At 52.8% G+C, this 13281-nt stretch carries 13 protein-coding genes; 6 read left to right on the forward strand and 7 right to left on the reverse strand.

Annotated features, from left to right (window positions below):
- Positions 1-172: 172 nt before the first annotated feature.
- The 4 genes from AWJ19_RS22825 to AWJ19_RS22840 all read right to left on the reverse strand — a co-directional run bounded on the left by AWJ19_RS22825 (position 173) and on the right by AWJ19_RS22840 (position 3774).
- Entirely contained in the window at positions 173-1300 is a 1128-nt protein-coding gene (locus AWJ19_RS22825; protein ID WP_068727322.1) for a DUF4179 domain-containing protein, read from the reverse strand.
- Positions 1293-1826: a sigma-70 family RNA polymerase sigma factor gene (locus AWJ19_RS22830; RefSeq protein ID WP_068727324.1), complete on the reverse strand. Its 534-nt coding sequence runs from the start codon at positions 1824-1826 to the stop codon at positions 1293-1295. The genes AWJ19_RS22825 and AWJ19_RS22830 overlap by 8 nt, the downstream gene beginning before the upstream one ends.
- A gap of 169 nt (positions 1827-1995) precedes the next feature.
- A complete protein-coding gene (locus AWJ19_RS22835; protein WP_068727326.1) occupies positions 1996-3228 on the reverse strand; it encodes an aminopeptidase in 1233 nt (410 codons plus the stop codon).
- 198 nt (positions 3229-3426) lie between these two features.
- Complete coding sequence (locus tag AWJ19_RS22840) at positions 3427-3774, reverse strand: hypothetical protein (protein WP_068727327.1); 348 nt, start codon at positions 3772-3774, stop codon at positions 3427-3429.
- A 283-nt stretch (positions 3775-4057) separates the two neighbouring features.
- Between AWJ19_RS22840 and AWJ19_RS22845 the strand changes: the two genes are divergently transcribed.
- The 4 genes from AWJ19_RS22845 to AWJ19_RS22855 are packed head-to-tail and all read left to right on the forward strand — an operon-like array spanning position 4058 to position 8234.
- On the forward strand, positions 4058-5191 hold the full coding sequence (locus AWJ19_RS22845; RefSeq protein WP_068727329.1) for a VanZ family protein: 1134 nt from the start codon (positions 4058-4060) through the stop codon (positions 5189-5191).
- Between the two features lie 14 nt (positions 5192-5205).
- Complete coding sequence (locus tag AWJ19_RS22850) at positions 5206-6306, forward strand: amidase family protein (RefSeq protein WP_347231140.1); 1101 nt, start codon at positions 5206-5208, stop codon at positions 6304-6306.
- 32 nt (positions 6307-6338) lie between these two features.
- Complete coding sequence (locus AWJ19_RS37665; protein ID WP_347231141.1) at positions 6339-6722, forward strand: hypothetical protein; 384 nt, start codon at positions 6339-6341, stop codon at positions 6720-6722.
- A 42-nt stretch (positions 6723-6764) separates the two neighbouring features.
- Entirely contained in the window at positions 6765-8234 is a 1470-nt protein-coding gene (locus AWJ19_RS22855; protein ID WP_068727331.1) for a serine hydrolase, read from the forward strand.
- 94 nt (positions 8235-8328) lie between these two features.
- Here AWJ19_RS22855 and AWJ19_RS22860 read toward each other — a convergent pair whose 3' ends face one another.
- Entirely contained in the window at positions 8329-9093 is a 765-nt protein-coding gene (locus AWJ19_RS22860; RefSeq protein WP_068727608.1) for an exodeoxyribonuclease III, read from the reverse strand.
- 291 nt (positions 9094-9384) lie between these two features.
- Here AWJ19_RS22860 and AWJ19_RS22865 point away from each other — a divergent pair, with 291 nt between their 5' ends.
- Positions 9385-9672 carry a hypothetical protein gene (locus AWJ19_RS22865; protein WP_068727332.1) on the forward strand — a complete coding sequence of 96 codons (288 nt, stop codon included), beginning with the start codon at positions 9385-9387 and terminating at the stop codon, positions 9670-9672.
- A gap of 126 nt (positions 9673-9798) precedes the next feature.
- Here the strand turns inward: AWJ19_RS22865 and AWJ19_RS22870 are convergent, their stop codons facing one another.
- Both AWJ19_RS22870 and AWJ19_RS22875 read right to left on the reverse strand, forming a co-directional pair.
- Positions 9799-10911: a citrate synthase/methylcitrate synthase gene (locus AWJ19_RS22870; RefSeq protein ID WP_068727334.1), complete on the reverse strand. Its 1113-nt coding sequence runs from the start codon at positions 10909-10911 to the stop codon at positions 9799-9801.
- 129 nt (positions 10912-11040) lie between these two features.
- Positions 11041-11877 (reverse strand): helix-turn-helix transcriptional regulator, encoded by an 837-nt coding sequence (locus AWJ19_RS22875; protein ID WP_068727336.1) that lies wholly within the window; start codon positions 11875-11877, stop codon positions 11041-11043.
- A gap of 147 nt (positions 11878-12024) precedes the next feature.
- On the opposite strand from AWJ19_RS22875, the gene fabF reads away from it, so the two are divergent.
- Positions 12025-13260 (forward strand): beta-ketoacyl-ACP synthase II, encoded by a 1236-nt coding sequence (gene fabF / locus AWJ19_RS22880; RefSeq protein ID WP_068727338.1) that lies wholly within the window; start codon positions 12025-12027, stop codon positions 13258-13260.
- The last annotated feature ends 21 nt before the right edge of the window (positions 13261-13281 follow it).

A 13281-nucleotide genomic window follows, 5' to 3' on the forward strand; every position in this document is an offset into this window, starting at 1 on the left:
TTTAAGGGGAAATTTCCCTTTAATAGGCCGCTGGGAGGGTTATTTTACTGATTTAAAGGGATTTTTCCCTTTAATGGAACCACCAGCAGGCTATCCCCATTTTTAAGCGGCCACGCACAAGCCCCGCTAATAGTTTAGCGGGGCTCTGCCAAGCTCTTCTTTAGCTATTTAGCTATTTTAACAAATCAAACTCTGTTACAGACTGGCTATTCCCTGTCCTCGACGTAAACTCCAGAACAAGCGACTCCGGATCATCCAGCAGAGTGCTTGCGAACACCTCCTCAAAACCATTGTCCGTCCCAACCGCCGACAGCAAAGGCAACTCTACCGTGCTATTGCTGTTCTCAGCCACAATCTTTCCGGAGCCGGCTTCAAAAATCTTCCGCCTAACCTCCCATGTGTTCTCTGCTTCATTCTTTAGGGCAAACCGGGCCCGGATCATTAACGGTGACAGCTCAACCTGGCTCAGTACAACCTCATGACCGGCAAGCCAAAACGCTGCATCCGGATGGATAACTTTTGTCCCGGCTTTCTTGAAGTTCTGATCCAGATCAAAGGTTACTTTAATCCTCGGAGAGTAATGAATATCCGCCATAATGGTTCCTGTCTTGGGGTCATCCATTTTGCCCGGATCGACGGAAGCTATCTGGAAATCTGCCTCCAGCCGCATCGGGAACGGTTTGCTGCGGTCCAGCTCGAAGACGCTTTTGCCATAATATTTATGATAGTTGTCTTCCCCGTTTATTTTGGCATGTGCGCCGATTCCCCCGTTACGGGTTAGCTGGCTTCCGGTCTGAACATCTATCATTCTGCTGCTGCTAAAGCCGTAGATTTCCTGATCCCCCGCTGTCTCCGCAGTGTAGATAAGAATAATCCGGTTCTCATCAGCTGTTACTGCATTCAGTGTAACCATGTATCCTTCTGTTTCCACGCCCCGGTCCAGGAGCTGAACGTAATCATTGCGGACCGCAGAGTCAAAGGTCGCAGAATTGATATCATAGGCATTAAATTCCCTGAACGGCTCAAGCACACCCCAGTTTAACGGCTCGGATTTGGCGGTAGACTGCTGTTTATCATGCAGCACCGGGATGATAAACAGCAGGACAGCAATCATTGCGGCTGCAGCCAGCCCGAAGACCGAACCTTTCATCATCGCAGCCCGCTTCGAGCGGTTCAACCCGCGCTGCAGGCCGCTTTGAACCGCCAGCCCGAGATAGTGGTTGTCCGGTTCAGCCTGAATCTCACGCTGCATCCGTGCAGCATCCTTCATCATTACCTGCTCTTCACTGCTGTTAATCATTCCATTCCCCCCGGTCCTTCAGTATGGTTCTGAGCTGCTTCAGCCCTTTATGCTGCCATGTTTTGATGGTCCCTTCTGGCTTGTCCAGCAGCTCCGCAATATCTGCAAGAGTCATGTCATTATAATATTTAAGCAGCAGCACATGCCTGTATTTTGGCTTGACCTGCTCCAGCGCCCAGCGCATTTCCATCCGTCCCGTGTCCTGCTCCATAACCGGCTCCCGCATACGCTCGTCCGGTGTCGGCACACTCCTTTTTCTTCTGCGCTGCTCGTCAATGCACACATAGATTAAGATCCGGATCATCCAGGCTTTAAAAGCCCGCTGATCCTTCAGAGTCCTCCTTTTGATCCACGCCCGGCAGGTTGCCTCCTGCACAGCCTCCAGCGCATCATTGCGGTTGCCCAGATAACTGTAGGCAATCTGATACAGCCGGTCACTATGCTCCATTACCGCTTCATAGAACCGTGCCTCGTCACTTGAGGCAGCGCCGGTTAATCTTGTCATCTCCACACCAGTCATCGTCATGCAGTCCCCCTCCTCTCTCTATCCTTATATCGTATAAGACGGAGAGCAGCAGCAAACAGTTTTCCTTAGTCATTATTTTTCTTGGTCATTTCATAAATATGTACATTCAAAAGAGCCCCCGGCATGGAGGCTCTTCTAAACATTACCTTAGATTATGCAAAAGTCTGCGTTACAGCACCCAGTTTCCTTTGCGGAATACCGGCTCGATCGTACCGTCAGCCCGTTCGCCGTCGATCTCCAGCTCAGCCGAGCCGATCATAAAGTCGACATGGGTCAGGCTCACATTGGCGCCCCGCTTGATCAGCTCTTCACTGCTGAGGCCGACGCCGCCTTCGATATTAACCGGATAGGCGCTGCCCAGCGCGAAATGGCAGGAGGCATTTTCGTCAATACCCGTGTTGTAAAATACTCTGTTCAGGCGGGAAATCGGCGAATCATGCTGCACAAGAGCCACTTCACCCAGATAAGATGCACCTTCGTCCGTTTCCAAAAGGGAGGTCAAATGCTCACGGCCGGAAGCGGCGTCGTAGTCGGTAACCTTACCATCTGTAAAAGTAAACGTAATCCCGTCCACAAGACGACCGTTCAGGTTCAGCGGAAGGGTACTGGATACCGTGCCGTTTACACCGGTGCGCAGCGGCATTGTATAAATCTCTTCAGTAGGCATATTCGCCACAAAATAAACCCCGCTGCCGTTCTCGCCGCCGCCGCCGCGCCACAGATGGCCTTCCGGCAGCTCAACACGGAGGTCAGTGCCCGGTGCGCGGTAATGAAGACTCTTGTAACGTTTGGCGTTCATCCGGTCCTGGCTCAGCTTCAGCTGGGCAATATGCTCGCGCCAGGCAGCCACCGGGTCCTCAGCGCCTACGCGGTTCATCTGGAATACCGCTTCCCACATGGCATCAATCCGCTGCTCCTCCGGCAGATCCGCAAATACTTTATCAGCCCAGGCGCGTGTCGGAGCCTTGATCAGCGACCAGCTGATTTTGCTGCTGCGGGTATAGTTCTGATATTTCTTGCGGGCGATCGCCGCTGCTTTGACTGCTGTGGACACCTTGGCTGAATCTATGCCGCGCAGCAGCTCCGGATCAGGCACCTTTATATGTAAAATCGCCCCGCCTTCCTCCGCAAACCCCTCCAGCATATCGGCATGCCACTGCGGATAATAGCTGAACGAGTTTTCAGGCGCCTTCTCGTAACGGATACGCGTAACTGCCTCATCATCCCAGTCCACCATTACATATTTGGCACCGGCTTCATAGGCTTTGCCTACGATCAGGCGGGTAAGCTCAGCGGTTTCAAGCGGCGCATGAACCATCAGCACCTGCCCGGGCTGTACATTAACACCGACCTTGACCACCAGATCGGCATATTTCTCCAGCATCAGTTCAAAATCCTTCATGATTGCTCTTCCTCCATATCTGACTATATTCCAGTGAATCTTTGTAATGCTCCAGTTGTTATTTTAACGCAAAACAGATACGTTGGCGATTATTGTTCCCGGAGGCAGACTTGCAGCAGCCCTGCAGCGGAGCCGGAGCACTCTAAAAAGGCAGTTCCCGCGCAGGAACCGCCTCTTTTGAATGCTGTCTATGCCCGCTTATTGTTTTTCCACTTGCAGTAATGTCACTTCTTTTACAGTGTAAGTATCTGTGAGTTTATCCTCCGCAATGACCTTCAGCTTGGCAAGACTGGCTACCTTGGCCGGATCAGCCCTGGACAGCAGCCGCCACACCTGGGGATCAGCCAGGGTATTGTACAGCTTTTCATCATCATATTCCTTGCGGTTCTGTGTAACCAGCTTGACTCTGTAGCTTCCGATTACAGTATCCGTTTCTCCCTGCGCGGCACAGTAAGCCACGATTTCCTGCCTGAGCTCCGCCAGCTCCTTCTCGATCTCCTTATGCTTGGCTTTCAGCTTATAGTAATGCTGTACTTTCTTTTCCATATAGCTCACGCTCCTCTCCAGACCAATGTATGCCAAGCCGGAAAGATTCATTATAACGATTAAATCCATTGAGGACGCTTTCAACAAATTCTATAATGGAAAAGCCTGACTGCAGGGATTCTGCCCGGTTCGATCGTCTAACAGCCAGCGGAGTTTGCCGGGATGTTCCCGGAGCCCTGTACATTCTTTATGCCAGCCAGTATTTCGAAGGTCAGCCGCTGATTCCTTCATCCGCGAGACTGGTAAGTATAAGGTACGATCAAATTTTTACGGCAGGTGAACTATGTTTGAATCCTATCTTTTTCCGATTTCCTATGCGTTTATGTCCTTTCCGGTTGCGGCGCTGCTGTTTACTCTGCCCTTCCTGATTATCCAGTACCGGCGTTACGGTTACATCCATAAGCTCCGGGCACTGATTCTTTATCTGCTGCTGCTCTATCTGTTAAATGTCTTCTATCTGATCATGCTGCCTTTCCCAGCAACCAGGCATAATCTGCCTCCTGCAGGCGGCAGCCTGCAGCTTGCCCCGCTGCAGTTCATCGAGGAAATTCTGCACAACAGCCGTTTCACCGCGGACGACCCTTCTACCTATATATCGCTGCTGAGCGAGCCTCCTTTTTATCAGGCTGTATTTAATGTGCTGCTGACAGTGCCGTTCGGCATGTTCCTGGGTTATTATTTCCGCACCCGATGGGTAGTCTGCATCCTGCTATCCTTCAGCCTGTCCCTGCTGTTCGAGATTACGCAGATCACGGGCATTTACGGCTTCTTCGATCATCCGTACCGGGTATTCGATGTTGATGACCTGATCACCAATACGCTTGGCGGGATTGCCGGGTACAGAATCGCCCTATGGATATCTGCGGCACTTCCGCGGATTGAACGGCTGGATGCCAATGAGGATTTAAGCACCAAACGGGTCACCTATACCCGCCGCGGTATTGCATTTATGCTGGATGCCTGTGTATGGCTACCGGCTGCAGGCTTGTTAAGCCTGACTCCCGCTCCATATCCTGTCTGGATTACGCTAGCCGTTTACTTTCTGCTCCTTCCGCGCTTGACCAAAGGCAGGACTCCGGGCAAATGGGTTGTACGCATCCGGGTGCAGGGTGCCTTCGGAAGGCTGAAGCTCTGGAGGCTGACCGTCAGATACGGCTTGCTGTATGCCGTTTTGCCCGGAATGAATATTATGCTGTTTGATTCGTCATTAGCTGAAGCCATGAACCCTGAGCTTGCCGCTTCCGCCCGCGGTGTGGTGCTGCTGGCAGATCTGCTGTTTCTTGTTCATATCGTCATTAGCATATTCCGGAAGAAGGAGCTTTTCTACGAAAGGTTGAGCGGTACCCGGAATCTGATTACCTGGCCGGAGAAGATACAGCAGGCTGCTGCTGACGAATCACCGCAAATTGCCCAATAACAAGGAGAGTGTATATGCTGGAATCTTCACCTAAACCGGACCTCAATGATGAGCAGCTGCATTGGCAGGAATGGGTCATTGAAGCCGATATCACGGCTATACAGACGGAAATGGCCAGAGGTACATTAACCTCAGTGCAGCTGGTGCAGCTCTATCTGGACAGGATCAGCAGATTTGATATCGTCATTAACTCTGTTCTGGAGCTTAATCCCGATGCGCTAGAAATTGCTGCAGGGCTGGACCGGGAGCGGCTGGTCTCTGGAGCACGCAGCATCCTGCACGGCATTCCGCTGCTTGTCAAAGACAACATTGACACTGCAGATAAGCTGCACACGAGCGCAGGCTCAATTGCATTGGCAGAATCAACCGCGGCAAGCGATGCCGTATTGATCCGGCATTTACGTGACGCAGGTGCCATTATCCTAGGCAAATCGAATATGACGGAATGGGCCAATTTTATGGCTCCCGGCATGTGGGCCGGATACAGCTCGCGCGGCGGGCTCGTTCTGAATCCCTACGGTCCCGGCGAGCTGTTTGTCGGAGGCTCCAGCTCAGGCAGCGCCGCTTCTGTTGCAGCCAATCTTGTGGCCGCGGCAATAGGAACCGAGACCTCCGGTTCCATTATTGGACCGGCCAGCCAAAACAGCGTTGTCGGAATCAAGCCGACGGCCGGTCTGGTCAGCACAGCCGGGATTATCCCCGGCATCGGTACTCAGGATACAGCCGGACCGCTGGCACGGACGGTCTCTGATGCAGCTATTCTGCTAGGCGCAGTGACAGGAGCATACACTCAGGAGCAGCCGGACCAGAAGGCAGCCGGAATACCATCTGCCCCGGACTACACGGCTTATCTGGATCCGCGGGGTCTGCAAGATGTCCGTATAGGCATCCCCAGAGCTGTCTACCACGAGCTGGATAAAAATGTTCTGGCAATTATGGAGGAGGCCATCAGACTTCTCAAAGACAACGGCGCGATAATTGTTGACCCTGTTGAGCTGCCCTGTCTGGGGGCCGAATGGAGCCCGGTTATGCTTCAATATGAGTTTAAAAGAGGGCTTGACCGCTATCTGGCCGACTCTCCGATTCCATACCTGTACATAACCTTAGTGAGCTGATTGACTACAACACTCAGCATAGCGACTTAGCTTTGAAGTACGGCCAGGATACCTTGGAATGGCTGGAGAAGTCCGGAGACGATATATCAGAGGAGGAGTATTTTACTGCTCTTCATAAATCCAGAGAGCTTGCGCGGGATCAGGGAATAGACTACGCCTTGCGTCAATACCGCCTTGATGCGCTGTTGTTTCCCGGATTTCACGGAACTGATCTTGCAGCCAAGGCAGGCTATCCTTTAATTACAGTACCTGCCGGATATGCAGCTGACGGGATCATTACTCCGGGCGGCTATACTACAAAAGGCCCCCACGGCGTTACCTTTTCCGGCACCGCTTTCAGCGAGCCTGTTCTGCTAAAGATTGCTTACGGGTTTGAACAGGCAGCAAGGCGGCGTATTCCGCCCTGCCTGTCTTAAATAATGCACTCTATCCCATTTATCCAGTGAGGAGCGGTAATGATGAACAAGACCAGAATTCCTGTACCACAATTGCCAAGAAGCATGCCAGAGAAGCAAGGGATTCAATCCAGCGCAATTTCTGCATTTTTGAACCGGGTTACGGAGTCTCAGCTAGGACTCCACAGCTTTATGCTGCTTCGGCACGGCCATGTAGTCGCTGAGGGCTGGTGGGCTCCATATAGCCCGGAGCGCAAGCACATGTTATTTTCACTCAGCAAAAGCTTCACGGCCACAGCCATCGGGCTCGCTGAAGCTGAGCAGCTTCTGAAGCTGGAGGACAAGGTAATCTCCTTCTTCCCGGAGGAAGCCCCCGGGGACCCAGACCCCCATCTGGCCGAAATGAATATCCGGCATCTGCTGATGATGGGCACAGGCCACACCTCAGATACCATGCCGGAAATGATGAATGAGGCCGAAGGCAACTGGGTCAGAGCCTTTCTGCAGCTTCCTGTTGACCGGGAGCCCGGCAGCCATTTCCTGTATAATACCGGAGCCACTTATATGCTATCTGCCATTCTCCAGAAAGTAACCGGACAGACGCTGCTGGAATTTCTTCACCCAAGGCTGTTTAGCCCCCTTGGCATTATTAATCCTGTGTGGGACTCCTGTCCCCGCGGCATCAACACCGGCGGTTTCGGGCTCAGCATCACTACTGAAGATATCGCCAGATTCGGACAGCTGTATCTGCAAAAGGGCTTGTGGAACGGCAAGCAGCTGCTTCCGCAGGAATGGGTGGCTGAAGCGAGTGCGCTGCAGATTCAGAACGGGGACGGCAAGCCGGACAGCGGTGACTGGTCCCAGGGCTACGGCTATCAGTTCTGGAGATGCCGGCATGGCCTTTACCGCGGCGACGGGGCTTTCGGGCAATTCTGTATCATTATGCCTGAACAGGATGCAGTCGTAGCGATTACCAGCGGTACTCATCAGATGCAGGAGGTAATGAATGCTGTATGGGAGCTGCTGCCAGCATTAAATGATACACAGCCTGAGCTGGAACAGCAGGCTTCAGCGGCAGAGCAATTAGCCGGCCAGCTCCGCTCGCTGTCGATCATGCCGCCGAATATCAGGTCTTTTTCAGCATTGGAGTCAGCAGTAAACGGCCAGACCTACCGGCTTGAGTCCAACGACCTGCGTATTGATTCACTGGCCATTGCCTTTGGTGACAATGAAGCCCGGCTAACAATACAAGGGCAGCCTGACGGATACCAGGAGATTATCCTGGGCCGCGGACAATGGGCGGCAAGTCAGGTACGGCTGATGCCCGGTCCGGCAGCTGCCGATGCTATTATGTCCAGCTTCACCTGGACGGCTGAAGACGTGCTGCAGCTGACACTCCTGATGGTTGAACAGCCGTTCATAATCACGCTTGAGATTAGGTTCAGTGAACAATCCTTAACACTGACTCAGTCTGCAAACGTAGGCATGGAAGCGCAGGAGCCTGTAACGATCAAAGGCATGAGCCTGGTCTAACCCGGCGGGCGTCCAGTCTAGCCCGCTGCACTAACAAGCGGCCATTACAGCTCCTTCCGGGCTGTATGGCCGCTTGTCTGCATATATTATTCGATTATACTAAAGGCTCGTTTATCTGGAGAATGACCGGACAATGGTCGCTGCCCAGTATATTGCAGTCAATCGCCGCATCCACCAGCTGCGGAGCCAGACGGGAAGAGGCCAGGAAATAATCAATCCGCCAGCCCACGTTCCGCTCCCGGACTTTGGGCATGTAAGACCACCACGTATACGCACCTTCCGTCTCCGGATAAAAGAATCTAAAGGTATCAATGAAGCCGGAATCCAGCAGCGTTGTCATTTTGGCGCGCTCTTCATCGGTGAATCCCGAATTGCCGCGGTTGGATTTGGCATTTTTCAGGTCAATATCGGCATGGGCCACGTTAAGATCGCCGCAGACCAGCACCGGCTTGTGCTCGTCCAGCCCAAGAAGATAGCTGCGGAAACGGTCTTCCCATTCCATTCTGTAGTCCAGCCTTGTCAGATCGCGTTTGGCGTTTGGAGTGTAGACATTTACCAGGTAAAAGCCGTCAAACTCCAGGGTTATCACCCGGCCCTCCGGCTCAGAATCCTCCTCCAGCCCGTATCTTACCGAAAGCGGCTTGATTCTGGTGAAAACAGCCGTTCCGGAGTATCCCTTTTTCTGCGCATAGTTCCAGAACTGGTAGTACTCCTCACCGTGATCCAGCGTAATCTGCCCCTCCTGCAGCTTTGTCTCCTGTACACAAAAGATATCTGCCGCACTCTCCTTGAAATAATCATTAAAGCCTTTGCCCACGCAGGCTCTGAGGCCGTTGACGTTCCATGATACCAGTTTGATCATCTGCATTCTCCTTATATTTTCACTCTATATATTTAAGCTCAATCTATATAGTCTACCATACAATGGACTGTCAGGGAGTAAGACGGCGTGATGTAATAACTGGGCTGGGTGTTGCGGGAATATCGCTTCATGGCATGGTATACAGGCTTGTTTTGTACCTCAATTATAGGAAGATTCGTGAATATCAGGTTCTCTTTTTATATGTGCGAATCTCCTAAGCCATTTGTAACAGCATTAATAGAATCATTGAATATGATAATCTATCAAATGCAAAAGGAGGTTAGGATCATGGCTATCTTGTTACCGCAGCAGTTTTTCAACCTGCCGGCCGGAGTCGGCAAGTCGTATTACGAAAATTTAAAAGGCGGGACTAACGCGTCGGTCACCGTCCAGAATAACTCGGCTAACCCTGTATCTCTGGTGCTGTACGCCGTCAACGCCCCTATAATCACCTATGAAATTCCGGCGTTTGACAGCCTCACCATCGAACTGGCCCGTCTGCTGGTTGCTGCACTGTTAAGCCCCGCAGGTGGAGCTACCTTCGGCTATATCCAGCTTGCAACAACGGATTTCTAATCAGTATGTTTAACATTTGAGACCAGAGTATCCGCCGTACTCGCTCATAAACCCTCCTTCTTCAATAAAAGACCCCTGGACGCTTAACCGGCCAGGGGTTTCGTATGATTATGGAAATCCGATCCGTTATACCGTCTCAGCTTCTGTCTCCGGCATAGGACCTGTATAAACCGACTGCGGACGGAAAATCCGGTTGCTCTCCGCCTGCTCCAGAATATGTGAGGTCCAGCCGACGATTCTGCCAGCCGTAAAGGTCGGTGTAAAAATGTCCGGGTCCAGCTGCAGCGCCTTGAGAATAGCTGCAGCATAAAATTCAACATTTGTGAACAGCCGGCGGCCGGGCTTGTATTCCTCCAGCAGCCGGATGGCCGTGTGCTCCACATGAATCGCAAGATCAAAGGAAGGGTCCTTGCCGATCATAGCTTCCGTGGCAATCATCAGCGCTTCCGCCCGCGGGTCCTTCGTCTTGTAGATCCGGTGGCCGAAGCCCATGATTTTGCCGCGGTTCTCCAGGACCCCGCGGATCCACGGCTCAGCACGGTCCATCGTGCCGATCTCCTCCAGCATGGAGATAACCTCAGATGGCGCACCGCCGTGAAGCGGGCCTTTCATCGCCCCGATCGCACCGCAGACCGCTGCACATATATCTGATTCAGTCGACAGGACAACCCGTGAAGCAAAGGTGGAAGCATTCATGCCATGCTCCATGCACAGGATTTGATAAGCGCTTAGCGCCTGTACATGCGCTTCTTCGGGAATGCTTCCGGTCAGCATATACAGGTAATTCGCGGCATGCCCCAGCTCAGCCAGCGGCTCAACTTCAGGCAGATTGTTTACTTTGCGGTACCTGTAGGCAATGATCGTCGGCAGAACCGATGTCAGCCGGATCGCCTGCTTCAGGGTTGGCGGCCACGTCGCGTTGTCCTTGTCGCCTAAGGCTGCTACCGCACTTTGAAGGACAAGCATCATCGGGATTGTAGGCGGCAGCAGATCAATCATTTGCTTCAAATACTCCGGAATCGTCCGCGCTGCTGCCATCTCCTGCTTGAGCTGTGCCAGCTCCTCCGCTTCCGGCAGACGGCGGTTCCAGAGCAGATAAGCAACCTCCTCATAGCTCTTGCTTACAGCAAGCTCCTTCGCCCAATATCCGCGGTAGACCAGATAGCCCTTCTCGCCATCCACCAGCCCGATATCTGTTTCACCTGCAACTACGCCTTCCAATCCGGTTACCTTCGCCATTGTTACATACTCCTTTTCCGTTCGCAATAAAGTTAACATCTTATAAGAAGTATATGCCGGATTTGAGATATTGCATATTTATTGTTTTTTATGAATACATAAATATTTTTTATCAGCGTAGGAATCAGCCTACTTCATCAGCTGCTGCAGCTTGGATTCTGTACCGGATTCTGCAGCCGGAGTGTAGATGCTGCAGCGTAAATCGGCAGTGCCGTGTACCTGGAGCGAGGTGAGGTGGAAGAGCATTTTTCCTGCTTTGGCATGGCGGAATTCCAGGACTACATCCGGCGCACTGCTGACCCTGCTCTCCTCCCACAGCTCCTGAAAACGGGGATGCCGCCCCTTCATCTCCGCGATAAAATCATCATACCAGCGGTCTTCAACATATTGCCCGTAATAGGCACGGAAAATAGACAGATACCCCCTCACAAACTGCTCCCAGTTCACAGCCAGGCGCTGGAATTCCTTGCGGACGAACAAGAGGGAGATCATATTCCGCCCCTCTGCCGGGAGCTGCGCAAAATCCAGAAATACATGGGCAGCCGCTTCGTTCCAGCCTACGATATTACAGTGACGGTCGGAAATAATGGTCGGACAGGTCGTAAGCTCCTGCAATATTTTTTGCAGGGAGGGGCTGATTACGGTAACCTCCTCCTGCTGATAGGCCGCCGGGCCGGGGCCGTTGTCCAGTGCCAGAGCAAACAGATAATTTCGCTCATCCTTGGTCAGCCTCAGCGCCGCGGCTATGCATTCAAGCACCGAGGGTGACACCTTGATGTCCCTGCCTTGCTCAAGCCATGTATACCATGTACTGCTTACCCCTGCAAGCTGTGCTACCTCTTCTCGTCTCAGGCCGGGAGTCCGTCTGCGCGTCCCTTCCGGCAGCCCGACGGAAGCCGGCGTAAGCGATGCCCTGCGTGATTTGAGAAACCCCGACAAAGCCTGCAATCTAGTCTCATTAGACATTTTGTATACCCGCCTTATCCAGATTCAATATTACACTAGTAGTAATTATACTAGTATAAACCACAACTTGTAATAGGATAAGCAAAGTGAAAAAATAGGGTTTGTACCCTATGGAAGAATAAACAGCCTGATTATAGGAGGATTTATATGGAACGTGTAGTTATCACTGGCATGGGAGTCATTTCACCGCTTGGCAATACTGTAGAGAAATTCTGGAGGCGCCTTAGCGCCGGAGAATCCGGTGTTTCGCCCATTACTTCATTTGATACAGCCCGCTATAAGAGCAAAATCGCCGGACAGGTCAGGGACTTCGATCCGGAAGGCCGGTTCGGCCGCAAGGAAGCCCGCCGGATGGACCGGTTCACCCAGTTTGCGCTGGCTGCCGCCGAGGATGCCTGGGCCGATTCCGGCCTGCAGCTGGAGCAGATTGACCGGGAGCGGCTCGGTGTATATGTCGGTTCAGGCGTCGGCGGCATTCATACCCTAATGGAGCAGGCTGAGCTGCTCAGGGCCCGCGGGCCGGAAAGAGTCAGCCCGACACTCATCCCCATGCTGATTTCCAATATGGCCGCAGCTGCAATCAGTATACGGTTTGGCGCACTTGGCCCTGCACTCTCGCCTGTTACCGCCTGCTCCATCGGCAACACCGCCATCGGTGAGGCTTTCCGGCTGATCCGTTACGGCGGTGCCGACTGTATAATTGCCGGCGGTGCGGAAGCTGCCATTACTGAAATCTCGCTGGCCAGCTTCGGTAACGCCACTTCACTCTCTACCCGTAATGAAGAACCGGAGAAGGCCAGCCGTCCGTTTGACGGCAGCCGGGACGGCTTCGTGATCGGCGAAGGCGGCGCCATCCTCATTTTGGAGTCACTGTCACATGCCCTGCGCCGGAACGCTAATATATATGCCGAAGTTACCGGCTACGGGGCCAGCTCGGATGCTTATCATATGGTTGCAACCCACCCAGAAGGCACAGGTGCTTATCTGGCTATGAAGCTGGCTTTGGGTGAAGCGGGGATTCAGCCTGAAGAAGTGGACCTGATCAGCGCCCATGCCACCAGCACCCTGATAGGCGACCGTTCGGAAACAGCAGCGATCAAGAAGCTGTTCGGGGAAGCGGCATACCGTATTCCGGTCACAGCCAATAAATCAATGACCGGTCACGCACTGGGGGCGGCCGGCGGACTGGAGGCGGTTGCTCTGATCAAGAGTATTGAACAGGGTCTAATACCGCCTACAATCAACCAGGAGTCGCCGGATGAAGTCTGCGATCTGGACTATGTGCCGAATACCGCCCGGAAGGCAGAGCTGGATATCGGCATATCCAATTCGTTCGGCTTCGGCGGGCACAACGCCGTAATCGTGCTCCGGAAGTACCGGTAATTCTTATTCCCCCCACATCCT

It is taken from the genome of Paenibacillus sp. DMB5 (assembly GCF_001517085.1).
In the GTDB taxonomy this organism is placed as follows: Bacteria; Bacillota; Bacilli; order Paenibacillales; family Paenibacillaceae; genus Paenibacillus_AQ.

What these genes read in the sequence shown, in the direction of transcription:
- AWJ19_RS22825 (WP_068727322.1), bottom strand. Translation starts at nt 1,300, where the DNA reads ATGATTAACAGCAGTGAAGAGCAGGTAATGATGAAGGATGCTGCACGG.
- AWJ19_RS22830 (WP_068727324.1), bottom strand. Translation starts at nt 1,826, where the DNA reads ATGACGATGACTGGTGTGGAGATGACAAGATTAACCGGCGCTGCCTCA.
- AWJ19_RS22835 (WP_068727326.1), bottom strand. Translation starts at nt 3,228, where the DNA reads ATGAAGGATTTTGAACTGATGCTGGAGAAATATGCCGATCTGGTGGTC.
- AWJ19_RS22840 (WP_068727327.1), bottom strand. Translation starts at nt 3,774, where the DNA reads ATGGAAAAGAAAGTACAGCATTACTATAAGCTGAAAGCCAAGCATAAG.
- AWJ19_RS22845 (WP_068727329.1), top strand. Translation starts at nt 4,058, where the DNA reads ATGTTTGAATCCTATCTTTTTCCGATTTCCTATGCGTTTATGTCCTTT.
- AWJ19_RS22850 (WP_347231140.1), top strand. Translation starts at nt 5,206, where the DNA reads ATGCTGGAATCTTCACCTAAACCGGACCTCAATGATGAGCAGCTGCAT.
- AWJ19_RS22855 (WP_068727331.1), top strand. Translation starts at nt 6,765, where the DNA reads ATGAACAAGACCAGAATTCCTGTACCACAATTGCCAAGAAGCATGCCA.
- AWJ19_RS22865 (WP_068727332.1), top strand. Translation starts at nt 9,385, where the DNA reads ATGGCTATCTTGTTACCGCAGCAGTTTTTCAACCTGCCGGCCGGAGTC.
- AWJ19_RS22870 (WP_068727334.1), bottom strand. Translation starts at nt 10,911, where the DNA reads ATGGCGAAGGTAACCGGATTGGAAGGCGTAGTTGCAGGTGAAACAGAT.
- AWJ19_RS22875 (WP_068727336.1), bottom strand. Translation starts at nt 11,877, where the DNA reads ATGTCTAATGAGACTAGATTGCAGGCTTTGTCGGGGTTTCTCAAATCA.
- fabF (WP_068727338.1), top strand. Translation starts at nt 12,025, where the DNA reads ATGGAACGTGTAGTTATCACTGGCATGGGAGTCATTTCACCGCTTGGC.